General features: G+C 72.8%; 14 protein-coding genes. 6 read left to right on the plus strand and 8 right to left on the minus strand.

Going from position 1 to position 20,200, the window contains the following annotated elements:
- Window positions 1–49: 49 nt before the first annotated feature.
- The 5 genes from ilvN to HET64_RS12415 form a co-directional block, all read right to left on the minus strand.
- Window positions 50–577, minus strand: a complete 528-nt coding sequence (gene ilvN, locus HET64_RS12395) for an acetolactate synthase small subunit (protein ID WP_003966072.1) — start codon at window positions 575–577, stop codon at window positions 50–52.
- A 20-nt stretch (window positions 578–597) separates the two neighbouring features.
- Window positions 598–2,454, minus strand: coding sequence for an acetolactate synthase large subunit (locus HET64_RS12400; RefSeq protein WP_215104807.1), 1,857 nt, complete (start codon window positions 2,452–2,454; stop codon window positions 598–600).
- A 217-nt stretch (window positions 2,455–2,671) separates the two neighbouring features.
- Complete coding sequence (locus HET64_RS12405) at window positions 2,672–5,494, minus strand: bifunctional diguanylate cyclase/phosphodiesterase (protein ID WP_215104825.1); 2,823 nt, start codon at window positions 5,492–5,494, stop codon at window positions 2,672–2,674.
- 484 nt (window positions 5,495–5,978) lie between these two features.
- Entirely contained in the window at window positions 5,979–6,926 is a 948-nt protein-coding gene (locus HET64_RS12410; RefSeq protein ID WP_215104809.1) for a 2-hydroxyacid dehydrogenase, read from the minus strand.
- A 66-nt stretch (window positions 6,927–6,992) separates the two neighbouring features.
- Window positions 6,993–8,210 carry a CdaR family transcriptional regulator gene (locus HET64_RS12415; protein WP_215104811.1) on the minus strand — a complete coding sequence of 406 codons (1,218 nt, stop codon included), beginning with the start codon at window positions 8,208–8,210 and terminating at the stop codon, window positions 6,993–6,995.
- A 162-nt stretch (window positions 8,211–8,372) separates the two neighbouring features.
- Between HET64_RS12415 and HET64_RS12420 the strand changes: the two genes are divergently transcribed.
- The 3 genes from HET64_RS12420 (at window position 8,373) to HET64_RS12430 (ending at window position 12,474) form a co-directional block, all read left to right on the plus strand.
- Window positions 8,373–9,881: a long-chain fatty acid--CoA ligase gene (locus HET64_RS12420; RefSeq protein ID WP_215104813.1), complete on the plus strand. Its 1,509-nt coding sequence runs from the start codon at window positions 8,373–8,375 to the stop codon at window positions 9,879–9,881.
- Between the two features lie 150 nt (window positions 9,882–10,031).
- A complete protein-coding gene (locus HET64_RS12425) occupies window positions 10,032–10,913 on the plus strand; it encodes an acetylxylan esterase (RefSeq protein WP_215104815.1) in 882 nt (293 codons plus the stop codon).
- 115 nt (window positions 10,914–11,028) lie between these two features.
- Window positions 11,029–12,474, plus strand: a complete 1,446-nt coding sequence (locus tag HET64_RS12430; protein ID WP_215104817.1) for a carboxylesterase/lipase family protein — start codon at window positions 11,029–11,031, stop codon at window positions 12,472–12,474.
- 35 nt (window positions 12,475–12,509) lie between these two features.
- Here the strand turns inward: HET64_RS12430 and HET64_RS12435 are convergent, their stop codons facing one another.
- Window positions 12,510–13,622, minus strand: coding sequence for a CdaR family transcriptional regulator (locus HET64_RS12435; RefSeq protein WP_215104819.1), 1,113 nt, complete (start codon window positions 13,620–13,622; stop codon window positions 12,510–12,512).
- Between the two features lie 232 nt (window positions 13,623–13,854).
- On the opposite strand from HET64_RS12435, the gene HET64_RS12440 reads away from it, so the two are divergent.
- From HET64_RS12440 to HET64_RS12450, 3 genes are all read left to right on the plus strand, one after another.
- On the plus strand, window positions 13,855–14,811 hold the full coding sequence (locus tag HET64_RS12440; protein ID WP_215104827.1) for an aldo/keto reductase: 957 nt from the start codon (window positions 13,855–13,857) through the stop codon (window positions 14,809–14,811).
- Between the two features lie 181 nt (window positions 14,812–14,992).
- On the plus strand, window positions 14,993–16,204 hold the full coding sequence (locus tag HET64_RS12445; protein WP_308370006.1) for a PQQ-dependent sugar dehydrogenase: 1,212 nt from the start codon (window positions 14,993–14,995) through the stop codon (window positions 16,202–16,204).
- 38 nt (window positions 16,205–16,242) lie between these two features.
- On the plus strand, window positions 16,243–16,563 hold the full coding sequence (locus HET64_RS12450; protein ID WP_215104821.1) for a DUF6191 domain-containing protein: 321 nt from the start codon (window positions 16,243–16,245) through the stop codon (window positions 16,561–16,563).
- Window positions 16,564–16,599: 36 nt separating this feature from the next.
- On the opposite strand, the gene HET64_RS12455 is transcribed toward HET64_RS12450, so the two are convergent.
- Together HET64_RS12455 and HET64_RS12460 are read right to left on the minus strand one after the other, a co-directional pair.
- Entirely contained in the window at window positions 16,600–19,749 is a 3,150-nt protein-coding gene (locus HET64_RS12455; protein WP_215104831.1) for a helix-turn-helix transcriptional regulator, read from the minus strand.
- 95 nt (window positions 19,750–19,844) lie between these two features.
- A complete protein-coding gene (locus HET64_RS12460) occupies window positions 19,845–20,021 on the minus strand; it encodes a hypothetical protein (protein ID WP_215104823.1) in 177 nt (58 codons plus the stop codon).
- Between the last annotated feature and the right edge of the window lie 179 nt (window positions 20,022–20,200).

Below are 20,200 nucleotides of genomic sequence, written 5' to 3' on the forward strand. Positions count from 1 at the left end.
CGTGATCGGGTCTCGCCATGCGAGCGGCGGGCGCGCGTCCCGCCGCCGGTCAGGCGGAGCGGTCGAGGGCGCGCAGGGACCGGTCGGTGATCGAGCGCGCGCCGCGCCCTATGGCGATGGTGCCGGACTGGACGAGCTCCTTGATGCCGTACTGCTCCAGCATCTTGAGCATCGCCTCCAGCTTGTCGGCCCCTCCGGTCGCCTCGATCGTGACGGCCTCCGGGGAGACGTCGACGGTCTTGGCACGGAACAGCTGGACGATCTCGACGATCTGGGAGCGGGTCTCGCTGTCGGCGCGGACCTTCACCAGGACGAGCTCCCGCTGGATCGCAGCGGCCGGCTCGAGTTCGACGATCTTCAGGACGTTGACCAGCTTGTTGAGCTGCTTGGTGACCTGTTCCAGGGGCAGGCCCTCGACATTCACGACGATGGTGATGCGGGAGATGTCGGGGTGCTCGGTGGTACCGACCGCGAGCGAGTCGATGTTGAAGCCGCGTCGGGAGAACAGGGCGGTGATCCGGGCGAGGACACCGGGCTTGTTCTCGACCAGGACGGAGAGCGTGTGCTTTTCGGACATGGAGTCGGTCTCTCTCTGTCTCAGTCGTCTTCGTTGTCGCCGAAGTCGGGGCGGACGCCGCGGGCGGCCTGGACCTCGTCGTTGGAGGTGCCCGCCGCGACCATCGGCCAGACCATGGCGTCCTCGTGGACGATGAAGTCGATCACGACGGGGCGGTCGTTGATGGAGTTGGCCTCTTCGATGACCTTGTCCAGGTCGGCCGGGTCTTCGCAGCGGATGGCGTAGCAGCCCATGGCCTCGGACAGCTTGACGAAGTCCGGGACGCGGGTGCCCTTGGCCGGGACGCCGTCCGTGTCCGCGCCGGAGTGCAGCACGGTGTTGGAGTAGCGCTGGTTGTAGAAGAGGGTCTGCCACTGGCGGACCATCCCGAGGGCGCCGTTGTTGATGACGGCGACCTTGATCGGGATGTTGTTGAGCGCGCAGGTGGTCAGTTCCTGGTTGGTCATCTGGAAGCAGCCGTCGCCGTCGATGGCCCAGACCGTGCGGTCGGGCATGCCGGCCTTCGCGCCCATGGCGGCCGGGACCGCGTAGCCCATCGTTCCGGCGCCGCCGCTGTTGAGCCAGGTGGCGGGCTGCTCGTAGTCGATGAAGTGGGAGGCCCACATCTGGTGCTGGCCGACGCCCGCCGCGAAGATCGTGCCCTCGGGGGCGAGCTTGCCGATGCGCTGGATGACCTGTTGCGGGGAGAGGCTGCCGTCCTCGGGCAGGTCGTAGCCGAGCGGGTAGGTGTCGCGCCAGCGGTTGAGATCCTTCCACCAGGCGGTGTAGTCGCCGGTGTTGCCGTCCGTGTGCTCGGCCTGGACGGCCTGGACCAGGTCGGCCAGGACCTCGCGGGCGTCGCCGACGATGGGGACGTCCGCGACGCGGTTCTTGCCGATCTCGGCCGGGTCGATGTCGGCGTGGACGATCTTGGCGTACGGGGCGAAGCTGTCCAGCTTGCCGGTGACGCGGTCGTCGAAGCGGGCGCCGAGGGCGACGATCAGGTCGGCCTTCTGCAGCGCGGTGACGGCGGTGACCGCACCGTGCATGCCCGGCATTCCCACGTGCAGCGGGTGGCTGTCGGGGAAGGAGCCGAGCGCCATCAGGGTGGTGGTGACGGGCGCTCCGGTCAGCTCCGCGAGGACCTTCAGCTCGGCGGTGGCGCCGGCCTTCAGGACGCCGCCGCCGACGTAGAGCACGGGGCGCTTGGACTGGGTGATCAGCTTCGCGGCCTCGCGGATCTGCTTGGCGTGCGGCTTGGTCACCGGGCGGTAGCCGGGCAGGTCCTGGGTGGGCGGCCAGCGGAAGGTGGTCTTCGCCTGGAGGGCGTCCTTGGCGATGTCGACGAGGACCGGTCCGGGGCGGCCGGTGGAGGCGATGTGGAAGGCCTCGGCGATGGTGTGCGGGATGTCCTCGGCCTTGGTGACCAGGAAGTTGTGCTTGGTGATCGGCATCGTGATGCCGCAGATGTCGGCTTCCTGGAAGGCGTCGGTGCCGATGGCCTTGGAGGCGACCTGGCCGGTGATCGCGACGAGCGGCACGGAGTCCATGTGCGCGTCGGCGATCGGGGTGACCAGGTTGGTGGCGCCGGGGCCCGAGGTGGCCATGCAGACGCCGACCTTGCCGGTGGCCTGCGCGTACCCGGTGGCGGCGTGGCCGGCGCCCTGCTCGTGGCGGACCAGGACGTGACGGACCCGGGTGGAGTCCATCATCGGGTCGTAGGCGGGGAGGATCGCGCCGCCGGGAATGCCGAATACCGTGTCGGCGCCGACTTCCTCGAGAGAACGGATGAGGGACTGCGCGCCCGTGACGTGCTCAACGGTGACGGACGGCTGTCCGCCGTTACGGGCGCGCGGCTGCGGGTGGTGGGCCCCGGTGGCCTGCTCGGTCATCGGCATTCTCTTCTCGAAGCTGAGGGTTTTCGCGGGTGTTTTGCAGCGTTTTGAGCGGTGCCAGTGCAACAAAAAACCCCTCGTGCCGTGAGGCAAGCGAGGGGAGCGCGCCGGGTGCGGTCGCAGAGTGTCGTGGAGTGACTCTGCTTCAGCCGACGCGCTTTCCAAGTACGAGAATTCGGGTGCGCATGGCATTGACCCTCTCTCCGGCACGCATGACGTGTCAAGTGGGTGGGACGGGCGTCTCAGCATGTGATCCGGTGAGCAGGGGGATCGAGCCGCCCGCCATCACCGGCCGGGGGCTCGGGATACCCGGTACGGGGAACTCCCCGCGGACCAGGGCGCGTCGCAGCCGGTACTCGTCGAGCGGGCCGGAGAACGCCATCCCCTGACCGTGGGTGCACCCCATGGCGCGCAGGGCGAGGACCTGCTCGGGGACGTCGACGCCGTCGGCGACGGACTGGAGGCCGAGGTCGCAGGCGATCCGCAGGAGACCACTGGTGATCTTGTGCAGCCTGGCCGATTCGACCACCCCCTCGACCAGGTTCCGGTCGAGCTTCAGTACGTCGATGGGGAGCCGGCGCAGCGCGTTGATCGCCGCGAAGCCGCTGCCGAAACCGTCGAGCGCGATCCGTACGCCGAGGCGGCGCAGGGCGACCAGGCGCTGCTCCAGGGCGTCGAAGGAGACGCGCGGGTCGCTGTCGGCGACCTCGATCATCAGCGCGCCCGAGGGCAGGCCGTGGCGGGTCAGCAGCGCCTCGATGGAGCCGGGGGGCGAGGCCGCTTCCAGCAGCCGGGCGGCGGAGAGCCGGACGGAGACGGCGACGGGGTGCCCGGCCCTGGCCCGGTCGGCGGCCTGGGCCACCGCCTCCTCCAGGAGCCAGCGGCCCAGCTCGGCGGTGCGGTCGTCGTCGCCGGAGACCCGGAGGAACTCGGCGGGGGTGAACAGGATGCCCTGGGCGGAGCGCCAGCGGGCCTGGGCGGCGACGGCCGCGACGGACCCGCTGGCGAGGTGGACGACGGGCTGGTGGAGCAGGGCGAACTCGCCGTCGCGCAGGGCGGTGCGCAGCCGGGTGGCCAGCTCGGAGCGGCGTACGACGTCGGCCTGCATCTGCGGGGCGTACAGCTCGACCCGGTCCTTGCCGCCGGCCTTGGCGCGGTACATCGCGAGGTCCGCGTTGCGCATGAGGTCGGTGGGGCTGATGGCGGGCTCGGCGAAGGCCACGCCGATGGAGGCGGCCACCCGGACCTCGCTGGGGCCGATCCGGTAGGGCTGGGAGAGGGTGAGGCGCAGCCGGTCGGCGATCTCGTGGACCTGGTACTCCCGGGCGCCCTGATCGCGGGTGCCGTCGCCCATGATGAGCGCGGCGAACTCGTCGCCGCCGAGCCTCGCCGCGGTGTCGCCGGCCCGGACGGAGTCCTGGAGGCGGCGGCCGGCCTGGACGAGCAGTTCGTCGCCCGCCTGGTGGCCGATGGTGTCGTTGACCGCCTTGAAGCCGTCGAGGTCGATGAAGAGGACGGCGGTGCCGGGGTCGCCCGAGCGGCGGCCGCCGAGCGCCTGGCGGACCCGGGCGGTGAACAGGGCCCGGTTGGGCAGGTCGGTGAGCGGGTCGTGCTCGGCGTTGTGCTGCAACTGGGCCTGGAGCCTGACCCGTTCGGTGACGTCCCGGCTGTTGAGCAGGAGGCCGCCCTGGTGGCGGTTGACGGTGGACTCGACGTTGAGCCAGTCGCCCGTGCCCGAGCGGAAGCGGCACTCGATGCGGGTGGTGGGCTCCTCGTGCGGCGGTGCGGCCAGGAAGCGCCGCACCTCGTGGACGAACCGGCCGAGATCGTCGGGATGGATGATCGAGGACAGCTCGGAGCCGACGAGGCCCTCCGCCTCGCGCCCGTAGACGCCGGCGGCGGCGGGGCTGACGTAGCGCAGGGTGCCGTTGGGCGCGGCGATCATGATGACGTCGCTGGAGCCCTGCACCAGGGAGCGGAAGTGGTTCTCCTTCTGGGCCAGCTCCTGGGTGAGGGAGATGTTGTCGAGGAGCATGATGCCCTGCCGGACGACCAGCGCCAGGACGACGGTACAGCCGGTGAAGATGACGACCCGGTCCACCCGGCGGCCGTCGACCACGTTGTACAGGATGCCCAGGGTGCAGACGGCGGCGGCGAGATACGGGGTCAGGGCGGCCAGCGAGCCGGCGATCGGGCGGCTGGCGATGGCCCGCGGGGGCCCGGGGCGGGCGGACGGCCGGGCCGCGCAGCGGGCGCCCCAGGGGGCGTAGGCGAGGAGCAGCGACCCGGCGAACCAGCCGGCGTCGAGGAGCTGGCCCGAGTGGTACGTGGAGCGCAGCAGCGGCGAGGTGAACACCGCGTCGCTCAGCACGGTGAGCGCGAGGGCGGCGATGGCGGTGTTCACCGCGGAGCGGTTCACTCCGGCCCGGCGGAAGTGCAGGGCGAGCACCATCGAGACGAGCACGATGTCGAGCAGCGGATAGGCCAGCGAGAGGGCCGCGGGCGCGACGCTGGTGTCCTGGACCCCCGCCAGGTGCGTGGTGTGGGCGAGGGCGAGGCTCCAGGCGAGCGTCAGCAGGGAGCCGCCGATCAGCCACGCGTCCAGGGCCAGGCACACCCAGCCCGCGCGGGTGACGGGCCGCTTGGCGAGCACGAGCAGTCCGACGATGGCGGGCGGCGCGAAGCAGAGGAAGAAGAGGTCGGCGAGCGAGGGTGTGGGCACGGGGACGCCGAGGATCACCTCGTACCAGCCCCAGACGGCGTTTCCGCAGGCCGCCATGAGGGAGGAGAGCGAGAACAGCAGCCAGGCGGGGCGCAGCCGGCCCCTGACCGCCCGTGCGTAGAGGAAGCAGGAGACGGCGGCGATCAGGGCCGCCGCGGCGAGACCGAAGTCCCCCATGATGACGGCGACCTGCGGCGAGCCCCAGCCGACGGCGGCGCCCACCGAATATCCGGCGCAGACGACGCCGAGCAGGATCCGGGACCGCAGTCCCGTGGAGCCGGTGGCGGACCGCGGGGCGAGCAGGGCCCCCAGCGCGCTCACCGGAGGGCTCCCCGCCCCGGGCCCACCGGGCACGTGCTCCTCGGCGCCTGACTCCTGGGCACCCGACTCCTCGGCGTCCGGCGCTGGGGTGCCCGGCACCGAGGTACTCGGCGCCGCGGTGCACGGCTGCTCGCGGGGGCCCTCCGGCGCCGCTCGCTCCGACCCGGCCGCGGCGGCTTCGGCGTTGCCGGTCCGGGGCAGGAATCCGGCCATCGGCGGGTGCTGTGCTCCCTCGGCGCGGGCGGCCGCAACCGTCCGCTCGTCCGCGTCGGATCGTCTCTCCATGGCCAGCACATCGCCCGTCGCCCCCTCGCGTTCCGATGCTCCCCCCGCGCCGTCCCTTCCACGGCGCAGCCCCCCGCGTCGGACGATACACCAGATCCGTCACTCAGGGCCATAGATTCTATACGCTCCGTGACGAAATGCGAGGTGAGCGGCACTGCGTGCATCCGGACCGCCCCGTAGCGTGGCCGCTACGGCGGGGTCAGCCGGTGGTGGTCACGACGTTGCGCACCGGCTCTCCGGCGGCGAACCGGGTGAGCTGTGCGGCCAGCAGCCGCTTGGCACGGGGTTCGAACGCCGAGGTGCTGCCGCCCACATGAGGTGTGATCAAGACATTCGGAGCATGCCAGAGAGGATGGCCCTCGGGCAGGGGTTCCGGGTCGGTCACATCGAGTGCGGCCCGCAGTCGTCCGGATTCGAGTTCGGACAGCAGGGCCTTGGTGTCGACGACCGGGCCGCGGGCGACGTTGACGAGGAGGGCCCCGTCGGGCATCGCGGCGAGGAAGTCGGCGCCCACCAGCCCCTGCGTGGAAGGGTTCAGCGGAGTGGAGAGGATCACGACGTCGGCCTCGGGCAGCAGGGCGGGCAGATCGTCGAGCGTCTGTACGGGACCGCGTGCGGTGGTCCGTGCGGAGCGCGCGACGCGCGCCACCCGCGCGCACTCGAAGGGGGCGAGCCGGTCCTCGATGGCCGAGCCGATGGATCCGTACCCCACGATGAGGACGGACTTGTCGGCGAGCGCCGGGTAGAAGCCGGAGCGCCACTCTTCGTTGTCCTGGCCGTGGACGAACCCCGGGAGCCCGCGCAGGGACCCGAGGATCAGGGCGAGCGTCAGCTCGGCGGTGGACGCCTCGTGCACCCCCTTGGCGTTGCAGAGGCGTACGCCGGCGGGAAGCAGGCCGAGGCCCGGCTCCACGTGGTCGATGCCCGCGGAGAGCGTCTGCACCACCCGGACGGCGCTCATCGAGGCGAGCGGGCGCACCGCGACCTCGGGACCCTTCATGTAGGGAACGACGTAGTAGGCACAGTCGGCCGGGTCCCCCGGGTAGTCCGGTTCACCGTCCCAGAAGAGGTAGTTGAGGCCCTCGGGCAGGCCGTCGATCTCCTCGGCCGGGAAGGGCAGCCACACGTCGTCAGTCGTCGCAGTCATGGTCAGGAGGCTATGCGACAGATGTGCGAGCGCTCCAGGGCCGCCCGGGCCCTCGCGCGGGGGCGGTCAGCGCGGTCGCAGTCCGAGGGCCCGCACCCCGGCGTACAGGGCGGCGACGTCCGCCGGCCGGAGCAGGGAGCGTCCGGTGAGGCGGGAGACCCGGTCCAGGCGGTTGCGGACGGTGTTGCGGTGGCAGTAGAGGATCTCGGCGATCTCGGTGGTGGATCCGGTGTCCGAGTCCAGCCAGGCGGTGAGCGTCTCCATCAGGTCCTTGCGGTCCGGAGCGGCCAGGACCGGGTCGAGCACGGTGAGGGCCAGCCGCAGCGCCAGATCGGGCCCGGCGGCGACCAGGGCCGCGGCCGGATCATGATCGAGCGTGACCGCCCGGTGCGTACCGACGGGCAGCGAGGCCCTGGCCAGCGTCGCCAGCCGCAGGGCGTCGGCGCTCTCCCGCAACGGGGTGTACGCGGGGCTGAGCCCCGCGCGCCCGGTGACCGCCGTGCCCACCACGTCCAGGACCGCCGCGAGTCCGGAAGGGTGCGCGCGGCCGGGTACGGGAGTGGGGCCGGGCAGGGCGACAATGCCGGCGAGACCGTCGGGGCGCGGGCGCCAGGCTGAGCGCAGTCCGCCCCGCAGCATGGCCTGTTCCATCACGGCGACATCACCGTGATCGGCGACGACGCATACGTAGGGTCCCTGCTCGGGCAGGCCGAGGGAGGCGGCGGTCCCGCCGAGCGTGGCCCAGTCGGCCGCCTTCCCGGTCAGGAGCGCGTCGAGGAGCAACAGCCGCTGCAGTTCGTCGGCGCGGGCCAGGCCCACCAGTGTGTCCCGGTAGACGTCGTTCACCGTCCGGGACGCCGCGTCCAGCAGCGACCAGACCGCCAGGGAGGCCTGCGCGATGTCGTCCATCGTCGTGCCGGGCCGCTTCTTGGCGCGGTCGATGAGCGCGTCGGCCACCAGGCGGTAGCCGATGAGGAAGGCGTGCAGAACCGCGTCGAGGGGGACCCCCTGGGTGGCCCGACGGCGCACGCTCTGCCGGGTGATGTCCGTGCGCACCGGCCGGTGGTGCGCCATGCAGGTCAACTGCTCGCGCAGATTGCGCTCGTTGAAGTCGCGTACGTCGGCCATGATCTCGTCGCTCAACCGCGCGTACGGCGCGATCTCCGTGGTGATCTCGCGGAACAGATCGTCCGCCAGGGCGTCGACCCGCTCCAGCAGTTCCGCCGCGCACACCGCCAGCAGTGGGGGAACGATCAGGCCGCCATCGGCGTGCTGCTCCGGCATGCGGGCCAGCATACGGTTCATCCGGTGGGCCGCTCTTGTGCGGACGCACAAGACGCATCGGTCATCCGAGGTCGTCCGCCCACCACGTACGGCCCACGTTGTGCCGCAGCATTTCTCTCCCGAGCCGCAGAGCCGCTGATCGCCGGCCGCCGAGGAGAGCTGATGCTGAACCTGTCGTCCCTGCTGGAGCACACCGCCCAGGAGCACCCGGACCGTACCGCACTGGTCCTCGGTGACACCCGCCTGACCTACGCCGGACTGCGGGAGCGATCGGAGGCCGTCGCGGACCGGCTGAGGCGCCTCGGTATCGGCCGCGGCGACAGGGTGGCGCTGGCCTGCCCGAACGTGCCGGACTACCCGGCCGCCTACTTCGGGATCCTCCGTATCGGGGCGGTCGTGGTGCCGTTGAACGTACTGCTGCGCCCTCATGAGGTCGCCTACCACCTCGCGGACTCCCGGGCCAAGGCCTTCCTCTGTTTCCCGGACACCCCCGGACTGCCACTGGCCCAGGTGGGGAAGGCGGGCTTCGACCAAGCGCCCGACTGCGAGCACTTCCTGCCGCTGTCCGGCCCCGGGAGCGACGGTCCGGCCCCGGTCCCGCCGGTCGGAACGGTGGCCACGGCCGCGGAGGACACGGCCGTGATCCTCTACACCAGCGGCACGACGGGCCGGCCCAAAGGGGCCGAACTCACCCACCGCAACATGGTGATGAACGCGTTGATCGCCGACCGGCTGTTCGCGCGGGCGGACGACGAGGTGATGCTGACCGCCCTGCCGCTGTTCCACGCCTTCGGCCAGAGCGCGGTGATGAACATGGGCCTGCTCCGGGGCGCCACCCTCGTCCTGCAGCCCCGCTTCGACGCCGGGGAGGCGCTCCGGCTGATGCGGCGGGAAGGGGTGACGTTCTTCGCGGGGGTCCCGACGATGTACTGGGCGCTGCTGGGCGAGCTCGGCGGAGGAACCCCGCCCGAGCGGCTGCGTACCGCCGTCTCCGGCGGAGCCGCCCTGCCCGTCGAGGTGTCCAGGCAGTTCGACGAGGCCTTCGGCGTGGGTGTGCGGGAGGGATACGGCCTGTCCGAGACCTCGCCCGTGGCCTGCTTCAACCCGCCCGGGCTCCCGCCGCGGCCCGGCTCCATCGGCCGGCCGGTGTGGGGGGTCGAGATGAAACTCGTCGACGACGCCTGGCGGACGGTCCCGGGCGACGGGCCCGGCGAGATCGCGATCCGCGGCCACAACGTCATGAAGGGCTACTACCGGCGGCCCCACGACACGGACACGGCGATCCGCGACGGCTGGTTCCGCACCGGTGACATCGCCCGTCGCGACGAGGACGGCTACTACTACGTCGTGGACCGCGTCAAGGACCTGATCATCCGCGGCGGCTTCAACGTCTACCCGCGCGAGATCGAGGAGGTCCTGATCACGCATCCCGCCGTGAGCATGGCCGCGGTGGTGGGCGTGCCCCACCCCACGCACGGGGAGGACGTCAAGGCGTTCGTCATCCCCGTGCCCGGCACGGACCTGCGCGAGGACGAGCTGATCGCCTGGTGCCGCGAACACATGGCCGCCTACAAGTACCCGCGCAGCGTGGAGTTCCGCGACAGCCTGCCGCTGACGTCCACCGGCAAGATCCTCAAGCGCGAACTCACCGCGGAGGCCGGGGGGCTCTGAGGGCACTCCCTGGGCAGGTTGCACAAACTCCGCCGTCGGTGATTGCCGCGACTGCGCAGAGACGACCGGCGTTCGCTCCCACAGGATGCGGTCAAACACCGATGTGATCCGGCCGCGTCACCCGGTTCACCCCCCACGTCAGGAGTCGCCGTGTTGTGGAGAAGGAATCTGCTCGCCCCGTTGGCCGCACTCGCCCTGGTCCTGACCGCGTCGGCGGGCGCGGGCACGGCGGCGGCCTCGACGGACACGACCGCGGTCGCCGCCGTGCCCGCCGCCCCGGCCGCCGGTGACTTCGGGGCTCCCGGCCCGTACGCCACGGCGGTGGAGGTCGGGGCGATCACCACCCTGTACTACCCGCGCGACATCGCCGACAGCGACCGCCGCCACCCGGTGATCGTGTGGGGCAACGGCACCGGCGGCGTCCCCCTCGTCTACCGGGACCTGATGCTCCACTGGGCCAGTCAGGGCTTCGTCGTCGCCGCCGCGAACACCCCCATGTCCAACCTCGGGATCTCCATGCGGGCGAGCATCGACATGCTGACCGGCAGGAACGCCGACCCGGGCAGCGTCTTCTTCGACCGCGTCGACCTGGAGCACATCGGCGCATCGGGTCACTCGCAGGGCGGCGCGGCCGCCATCGTCGTCGGCTCGGACCCCCGCATCGACACCGTCCTGCCGATCCAGCCCGGCCCGCTGGCGAACATCAACGCGGTGCGCGTACCCGCGCTGTTGCTGGCCGGCCAGAAGGACAGCATCGTCTTCCCCGCCCTGGTCAAGGCCTTCTACAACGCCGCCGACCACATTCCGGCCCTCTACGGCGAGCTGCGCGGGGCGGACCACTTCACGGTCGTCGGCGATCCGGGCCCGTTCGCCGCACCGACCACCGCCTGGTTCCGGGCCCATCTCATGGGCGACCAGGCGGCCCGTGCCCAGTTCTTCGGTCCCGGCTGCGGCATCTGCGCCGACACCACCACCTGGTCCGACGTCCGCCGGAACAGCCTGGCCCTGAACGTCCCCGCCGCCACTCCGTAACCCGCCCCTGCCGATCGCCGGCGCCGTGGCGGGCGGCGTCCCGATCCCCCTGTCCGCCGCTTCCCCGGTCGTCCCCCGCGACCGGGGAAGCGGCACTTCTCGTGAAAGGACCGCTATGGACATCATCGCGACGACCCACCAGGGCAAGGTGCGGGGCCGCGTCGAGAAGGGAATCGCCTCCTACCGGGGCATCCCGTACGCCGCCGCGCCCTTCGGGGTCCACCGGTTCCGCGCCCCGGCGCCCGTCGAGCCCTGGGAGGGGATACGCGACGCGCTGGAGTTCGGGCCGACCGCACCGCAGCGCCCCTACCGGCCGCCCCTGGACCAGCTGATTCCCGACGTGGACATCCCCGGGGACGAGTGCCTCAACCTCAACGTCTGGGCTCCCCGGACCGCCGGCGAACCGCTGCCCGTGCTGGTGTGGATCCACGGAGGGTCCCTGCGGAACGGCTCCGCCGCGATGCCCCTGTACGACGGCCGGGCCTTCGCGCGCGACGGTGTGGTCCTGGTCTCGATCAACTACCGGCTCGGGGTGGAGGGGTTCGGCGTCTTCCCCGACGCACCCGACAACCGGGGCCTGCTGGACCAGATCGCCGCCCTGACCTGGGTGCGGGACAACATCGCGGGATTCGGCGGGGACCCCGGGTGCGTCACGGTGTGCGGGGAGTCCGCCGGAGCCATCAGCGTCGCCGCCCTGCTGACCAGCCCGCGCGCGGCCGGGCTGTTCCACCGGGCGATCCTGCAGAGCGGGCCGCCGCACACCGTGACGCGCGAGAAGGGCGCCGGGACCGTGCGGGCGATGGCGAAGACGCTGCGGGTGCCCGCCACGGCCGAGGAGTTCGCCCGGGTGGACCGCGAACGGCTGCTGGACGTCCAGGACGGGTTGACCGGCAGGGCCGACCCGGTCAGCGGCGGACCGGGCTTCCACATCGTGGTCGACGACGACGTGGTGCCGGCCGATCCTCCGCCGCCCTCGGTCGACCTGCTGCTGGGCTGCAACCGGGAGGAGTACCGGCTGTGGTTCGTGCCGAGCGGGGCGCTGGACCGCGTCAACCGGCTCACGCTGCGGCTGGCCCTGCTGAAGTTCAGGATCCCCGGCAGGGTGGCACGGCTGTACCGGGCGGGCCGGCCGGACGCGAAGCCGGGGGTGATCCTCGGGGAGATGGCCACCGACCTGCTGCTGCGAGGGCCGCTCAACCGGCTCGCCGACTCCCGGCCCGGCGACTCCCGGCCCGGCGACGCACGGCCCGGCGACGCACGGCCCGTCCGGACGTATTTCTACGAGTTCGCCTGGCGCTCGCCGGTCCTGGGGCTGGGCGCCTGTCACGCACTGGAGATCGGTTTCGTCTTCGACAACCTCCGTCACGGTGAGGCGCTGTCCGGTCCCGACGCCCCCCAGCCGCTGGCCGACGTCATGCACCGGGCCTGGGTCGACTTCGCCACCTCGGGCGACCCCGGCTGGACCGCCTGGGACGCCCGCCGGCCGGTCCGGGTCTTCGGCCATCCCGGCACGTCCACGGTCCTCGCGCCGCGGCAGGAGGAGCTGCGGGCCTGGCTGTAGCGCCTTCCCCCGACCCCGCGAGGCTGCGGCCGGGGTCAGGCGAGGTCCCTGGCCACGAGCGCCGCCTGCAGCAGCCGCGCGTCGGCGGGCACGGCCGGGTCCAGCCCGGTCAGCGTGGTCACCCGGTGCAACCGGTAGTCCAGCGTGTTGCGGTGGACGCACAGCTCCGAGGCGCTCCGGCTGCGGTTGTGTCCGTGGTCGACGAACACCCGCAGAGTCTCCAGCAGGTACGGATGCTGCTCCAGCGGGTCGAGCTTGGCCGCCAGGCGCGGCAGTGCGGCACCCGGGCGGGCGAGCTGGTACTCCAGGAGTACGTCGTCGAGCCGGTACGGCCCGGGCGGGCGGCCCAGTCGCTGGACGAGTTCGCGCACGCGGCCCGCCTCCTGGGCCGCCGCGGGAACGGCGGCCGGTCCGGCGGCCGGGGCCGCGGCGGCGAACACCCTGTGCCCGATGTCCTTCCCGAGCGCGTCATGCAGGCCGGACAGGTCGCAGCCGCCCGGCAGCAGGGCGATCCCGGCGACATGGTCCATCAGCACCGGGACGCCCGCGTGGGCCTCCAGCGACGACTGCACCAGCCGGGACGGCGGATTCGGCTCGAAGGCCAGGGCGACCACCTCGTGGGGGCCGGCCACCGAGATCCCCGCCGCCTCCGCCAGCTCCTCGTACGGCCGACCGGCCAGGAGCGCGGTCAGCAGCGCGCGGCGTACCCGCTTGTCCTCGCTGCGGATGTCCTCCTGGGCGTTGCGGTGAGCGAGCACGACGGCGGGCATCGCCGCGTGCAGGCAGGCCAGCAGCTTGGCTCCGGCGCCGGTCAGCTCCTCGGGCTCCGCCGTCTCGGACAGCACCTGCCACCACACCTCGGCGCCGACGAGGTAGGCGGCGATCACCGCCTCCAGGGGCACGCGCTCCTCGGCCCGGCGCGCCGACCACTCGATGAGCCGGGTCAGGTCGCCCGGGCCCATCACGCCGTCCTGGCGCAGGGCGCGCAGCAGCAGTTCGTGCACGGCGGTGATCGACCGGGTGACCTCGCCCTCCAGCGTGCGGCGCGGCAACTCCCCGTAGAAGGGGACCTCCGCCGCGCAGCGAGCGACCACGACAGCGGTGAAGTCACCACCGCGAGCAGCCATCCGTGCGTGTAGGCCGGGCATCGGCGTATCGTCACATCGCCCAAACGCTTCCGTCAATCACTCACCGAACTCCCCCGACAGGGACCTGCGTCGTGGATCGGGCGGGCGTGACCGTCCGGGTCGGGGACCGCGCTCTCGCGCCGTCTCCGGAAGATCCGCCCGTGGACCGCGGCGGACGGGAGGGCGGAACGGCTCGTCCAGGAAAGGGTTCGGGGAGTTGGAGAGCAGGACTATCGGGGCGGCGGGGCTTGCCGTGGGTGCGGTCGGTCTCGGCTGTATGCCGATGAGCTGGGGTTACAGCGCGTCGCAGCAGCTCGGGGACCGTTCGGTGCGGACGGTGCACGCGGCGCTGGACGCGGGCGTCCGGCTGCTCGACACCGCGGACATGTACGGCCCGTTCACCAACGAGCTGCTGGTGGGACGGGCGCTGAAGGGGCGCCGTCGGGAGGCGTTCGTCTCCACCAAGTGCGGGCTGCTGGTGGGCGATCAGCACATCGTCGCCAACGGCCGGCCGGGGTATGTCCGGCGGGCCTGCGACGCCTCGCTGCGGCGGCTCCAGACCGATGTGATCGACCTGTACCAGCTGCACCGGGCCGACCCCGAGGTGCCGGTGGAGGAGACCTGGGGTGCGATGGCGGAGCTGGTGACCGCGGGCAAGGTGCGCTCGCTCGGGCTGTGCGCGGTGGGGGCGCGGGCCCCGCGCCGGTCGGGTGCGGGACCGCATGAGGGAACGATCCGGCAGTTGGAGCGGATCCAGCAGGTCTTCCCGGTGAGCGCCGTCGAGGCGGAGCTGTCGGTGTGGTCGCGCGAGGCGCTGGCGGAGCTGCTGCCGTGGTGTGTGGCGCGCGGGGTCGGGCTGCTGGCCGCGATGCCGCTGGGCAGCGGCTATCTGACCGGGACCCTGAAGCCGGGCCAGGGGTTCGAGCCGGAGGACCTGCGGGCCAGGCATCCGCGGTTCACGGCGGAGGTGATGGCGGCGAACCAGCCGGTGGTGGCCGGTCTGCGGCGGATCGCGGAGCGGCGCGGGGCGACCGTGGCCCAGGTGGCGCTGGCGTGGGTGCTGCGCCAGGGGCCGCATGTGGTGCCGGTGCCGGGGGCGAAGCGGGAGCAGTGGGCGGTGGAGAACGCCGGGGCGGCGCGGGTGGTCCTGGACGACCGGGACCTGGCGGAGATCGACGGCCTGCCCGCCGCCCGCGAGTCGTGGGACTGAGTGTCGCGGGACCGAGTATCGCCGGACTGAGTGTCGCGGGAGCGGGAGCGGGCCTCTCGCGGTTGAGCGCGGCCGGCCGAGCGGCGGGAGAATGGGCGCATCGGGAACTCCTGGGCCGGCCGAGGTGTAGGAACAAGGTGTAGGAGCAGGTAGTCGGGCAACCGTCGAAAGGATCGGTTCCGTGCGTGGTGCTCTGTTCGGACCTGTGCAGTCCCCGGCGATGCGCAGGGGGGTGGTGGCCGTGCTGGCGTCGGCCGCGCTGCTGCTGACCGCGGGGTGTTCCGGCGACGGGGACGGGGGTTCGTCCGGGCAGCCCGCCGGTTCCCCGAGTGCCTCGGGGGACTCCGCTCCCCCGGCCTCCCCGAGCCGCTCGGCCGATCTGCCGCCGGCGAAAGGCTCGGCGAAGGTGGTCTCGACGCTGACCGAGGGCCTGAAGTCGCCCTGGGGCCTGGCCGCGCTGCCGGGCGGTGACCTGCTGGTGTCCTCGCGCGACGAGGGCACGGTCCACCGGATCGACGGCGAGAGCGGGAAGCAGACGCTGCTGGGCTCGGTGCCCGGGGTGTCCCCGGCGGGCGAGGGCGGCCTGCTCGGGCTCGCCGTCTCCTCCACGTTCGGCGCGGACCAGTTGGTGTACGCCTTCTTCACCACCACGTCCGACAACCGGATCGTCCGCATGAGTTACGACGAGAAGCGCCCGGCGGGACAGCAGCTGGGGGCGCCGGACACCATCCTGCGGGGCATCCCCAAGGGCCGCATCCACAACGGGGGCCGGATCGCCTTCGGCCCGGACAAGATGCTGTACGCGGGCACCGGAGAGACCGGGGACACCGGGCTGGCCCAGGACAAGGAGTCGCTGGCGGGGAAGATCCTGCGGATGACCCCCGACGGGGAGCCGGTGCACGGCAATCCGGAGGCGGACTCGGTGGTGTATTCGTACGGGCACCGCAATGTGCAGGGGCTCGCCTGGGACAAGGAGAAGCGGCTGTGGGCCGCCGAGTTCGGCCAGAACACCTGGGACGAGCTGAATCTGATCGAGCCCGGCGGGAACTACGGCTGGTCCGAGGTCGAGGGCCGGGAGGGCGAGGACGGGTTCATCGACCCGGTGGCGCAGTGGAAGACCTCCGAGGCCTCCCCCAGCGGGATCGCGTACGCGGAGGGCTCGATCTGGATGGCCGGGCTGCGCGGCGAGCGGCTCTGGCGCATTCCGCTGTCCGGCGAGAAGGCGGAGGAACCTTATGCCGACCCCCAGTCGTTCCTGGACGAGAAGCACGGCCGCCTGCGCACTGTGGTGAGTGCGGGGAGCGACCGCCTGTGGCTGGTCACCAGCAACACGGACGGACGGGGTACGCAGAAGCCCGGGGACGACCGGATCCTCCAGGTGGAAGTGGGCTAGCCGTTCGCCCGCGCGGCATGTCGGAGGGAGCACGGCCGGTGTTCAATTTCTTCGAGGAACTCTTCGCCCCGGGGCGCAAGCACGTCTCCGACGAGCAGAAGCGGCTGGAGCTGAGCCGGGTGGACCTCGGCATCGGCGATCCGGACCGGGGGCCGATAGACCTGACCTCGGGCAAGGTGACCGTCCGTGCTCCGGCCCCGGAACCCGCTCCCGGCATGGCCCCGGACGGTGCCGCCGGGTCGCGGAACGGCCGCGTGCTTCCGGACGCGCCCGAGCAGGACGCCGTCCTGGACCGGCCGAGACCCGGGAAGCCGGTGAGCGGGCCCGAGCGGCGCGCGGACCCGGAGCCCGGGGCTTAGGGACTACGCGGCCGGGTAGAGCCGGAGGCGCAGGGCTTACGCGGCCGGGTAGAGGCGGAGGCGGTGGGCGAGGGCGGCCGCCTCGCCGCGGCTGGAGACGCCGAGCTTGGCCAGGATGTTGGAGACGTGCACGCTCGCGGTCTTCGGCGAGATGAACAGCTCCTCGGCGATCCTGCGGTTGGTGTGCCCGGCCGCGACCAGCCGGTGCACGTCCTGCTCACGCGGGGTCAGCCCGAAGGACGCCACGGCGGCGATGGCGGGGTCCTGTCCGTCGGCCGCCGCGTGCTCGGGGCTCTCTCCGGCGGGTACGGCGGTGAGGACGGCCGGGTGGATCCCGGCGTCGGGGCCGGGGGCCGTGCCGGAGCCGTCCAGGGTGATGCGGGCGCGGGCCGCCAGCTGTTCGACGGCCTCGGCGAGCGGGCGGGCGCCGAGCCGGTGCGCGGCCTCCTGGGCACGGTGCAGCAGGGCCGTGGCGGTGGACCGGTCGCCGGGGGCGATGAGCAGGGACTCGGCCCACCGGCGGTGGATCTGGGCCAGTTCGTAGGGGCGGCTCAGCGGACCGAAGGCATCGGCGGCGCGCGCCCAGTGTCCGGGGGTGTCCGTGCCGTCCGCGCGGGCCAGCTCCGCGTCGATGAAGACGCCGTGGGCCGCCCACACCGGGACGAGCATCGGGAGGTTCTTCGCGCACCGGCGGATCAGCGCGAGCAGCTCCGGGCGGTCCGGTTCGGCGGCGGGCAGCCCGCGGGCGTCCGCCTCGATCATGGCGGCGGTCTGGAGGAGCGGCAGGGCGTAGCGCTGGGTGCCGGGCGGGAAGCCGTGCCGGGCCAGCTCCTCGAACGCCGCCCGCGCCTCGGGAAGCCTGCCCTGGGCGGCGGCCAGGAGCATGGTGTGCCGGACGGGGGTGATCAGGTGCTGGGGCTGCGGATCGTGCTGGCCGAAGTGCTTGCGGGTCAGGGCGAGCAGCTCCTCGGCCTCGGCGAAGTCTCCTCGGGCGGCCGCCAGTTCGGTGCGGCGGAGGGTGGCGAGGCCCTTCGCCCTGGGGCCCAGCGCCAGCCGGGCGGCGGACGCGGCGGCGGCCTCGCTCTGGGTCCAGTGCCCGAGGGAGAACAGGGACTGCGCCTGGTTGGCGTACACCCAGGCCCCGGAGTCGGCCAGGCCGTGGCTGTGGCAGATCTCGATGCCGTGGTCGGCGGCGGCGACGGCCTCCAGCGAGCGGCCCATCGCTTCGAGCGAGGAGGGCAGGTTGACGCTGACCCGGCCCAGCAGGTTCATCAGGTGCAGCTTCTCGGCACGGTCGCGGACCGCGTACATCTCGGCGAGGCCGTCCTCGACGCCGCCCGCGTCCGCGGTGAGCCAGCCCCGGGTGAGGCGGGCGTGCAGCTCGATGTACTCGTCGCCGACGAGCCGGGCGTACGCCACCGCGCGGTCGCTGTCGGCGAGCGCCTGCGGGCCCGGCTGGTGCAGCGCCCGCCAACTGGCCACGTTGGTCAGCACGTCGGCCTGCACCGGGGACGGCGGCAGCCCGCGCACCAGTTCCTGCGCGGTGGCCAGCTCCTCCCAGCCGTCCCCCTTGTCGAGCCCCTGCATCAGCCGGCTGCGCTGTACCCAGAACCAGGCCTCGCGCAGCGGGTCGGCCTCGGACGCCAGGACCCGCATCGCCTTCTTGGAGATGGCCAGGGCGCGTTTGCGGTCGCCGCCGAAGTGGGCGGCGACGGTGGCCTCGGCCATCACGTCCAGGTAGCGCAGCGGGGTGTTCTCCGGGTCGCGGCCGGAGGCCGGGTAGACCTCCGCGTAGTCGAAGGGGCGCAGGGTGGCGAGCACCGCGTCGGGGACGTCGTCCCAGAGCTCCATCGCCCGCTCCAGCAGCCTCAGTTGCTCGGAGTAGGCGTAACGGCGGCGGGCCTCGACGGCGGCCCGGAGCACGGCCGGCAGCGCCTTTGCGGCGTCGTGGGCGGCGTACCAGTAGCTGGCGAGGCGGGTGGCGCGTTCGTCGTCCCGGACGAGGGAGGGGTCGGCCTCCAGGGCTTCGGCGTACCGGCGGTTGACGCGGGTGCGTTCACCGGGCAGCAGGTCGTCGCTGACGGCCTCGCGGACCAGGGAGTGCCGGAAGCGGTAGCCGTCGTTGTCGGGCGCGGGTCGCAGCAGGTTGGCGCCGACGGCGGCGCGCAGGGCCTCGTCGAGGTCGACCTCGGCGAGTCCGGCGACGGTGGCCAGCAGTTCGTGTTCGACGAAGGAGCCGCCCTCGGCGACCAGCCTGGCGATCCGCTGGGCGTGCTCGGGGAGCGCCTCCACGCGGACGAGCAGGAGGTCGCGGAGCGATTCGGTCAGGCCGGAGCTGTCGCCGCAGCACTCCAGGGAGCGGGCCAGCTCCTCGACGAAGAAGGCGTTGCCGTCGGAGCGGTCGAAGATCTCGTCGACGAGTGCGGCCGCGGGGGTCTCGGCGAGGATGCCGGCGAGCTGGCGGCCGACCTCGTCGTGGCTGAACCGGTCGAGTTCGACGCGGGTGACGGTGCGCAGCCGGTCCAGCTCGGCGAGGAGCGGGCGCAGGGGGTGGCGGCGGTGGATGTCGTCGGCGCGGTAGGTGCCGACGACCATGAGGCGGCCGCTGCCGAGGGTGCGGAAGAGGTAGGCGAGCAGGTGCCGGGTGGAGGCGTCGGCCCAGTGCAGGTCCTCCAGGACGAGGACGACCACGCGTTCGGCGGAGATCCGCTCCAGCAGCCGCACCGTGAGTTCGAAGAGGCGGGCGATGCTGTGCTCGTCGATGGCGTCCCGGTGGGCCTCGCCCAGTTCGGGCAGGAGCCGGGCCAGCTCGCCCTCCTGGCCGGCGCAGGCGGCGGCCATCTCGTCGGGCAGGGCCCGGCGCAGGGCACGCAGGGCGGTGGGGAAGGGGGCGAACGGCAGTCCGTCGGCCCCGATCTCGACGCAGGATCCGACGGCGACGACGGCGTCGCGCCGTTCGGCCGCCGCGACGAACTGCTCGACCAGGCGGGTCTTGCCGACGCCGGCCTCGCCGCCGATCAGCAGTGCCTGCGGATCGCCGGACGAGGCCCGCGCGAGCGCCTCGGTGAGCGCGGCGAACTCCTTGGCGCGCCCGATGAACACGGGGCTGACTGACCTGGTCTCCACGTCGCCGAGCATCGCATACGCGTACGAGGCGGCGGGAGGCTTTTCGCGGACGGTGATCATGCTCTCGGCGCGGTCCGGGCCCGCCGCGCCCGGTCCGGAGGGGGCGGCGGCGGGACCGGCGACCGCTGCGGAGGTGCTCCCGGTCCCGGACACCGTCAGGCGGCCGGGGCGAAGCGGGTGCGGTCGCCCTCCACCACCTTCCCTTCGGGATCACCGCGTCCGGAGCGGCGGGCGGCCCGGCGGACGAGGCGGGCCCGGCCGAGCTCGCGCTCGGCGTCGGCCCGGCGGATCAGCTCGGCGGAGGTGGAGCGGTAGAGCTCGTACTCGTACATGGTGTGCCCCTGGCTTCCTGGTCGTGGCAGCGGACCGGAGGGGTGCCCGGCCGGTCGGCCGGGGCCCTGTGTTCGCTGTGTGTCCACTGTCGTCGGCCAGGAGGGGGTGCCGCATCGGGCGAGTTCCGCATCTTCGCGGCGGTGGGGGCCTTATGGCCGGCCCCCGGGTGTCCGAGGGG

The organism is Streptomyces sp. McG3, assembly GCF_018619185.1.
GTDB lineage: Bacteria > Actinomycetota > Actinomycetes > Streptomycetales > Streptomycetaceae > Streptomyces.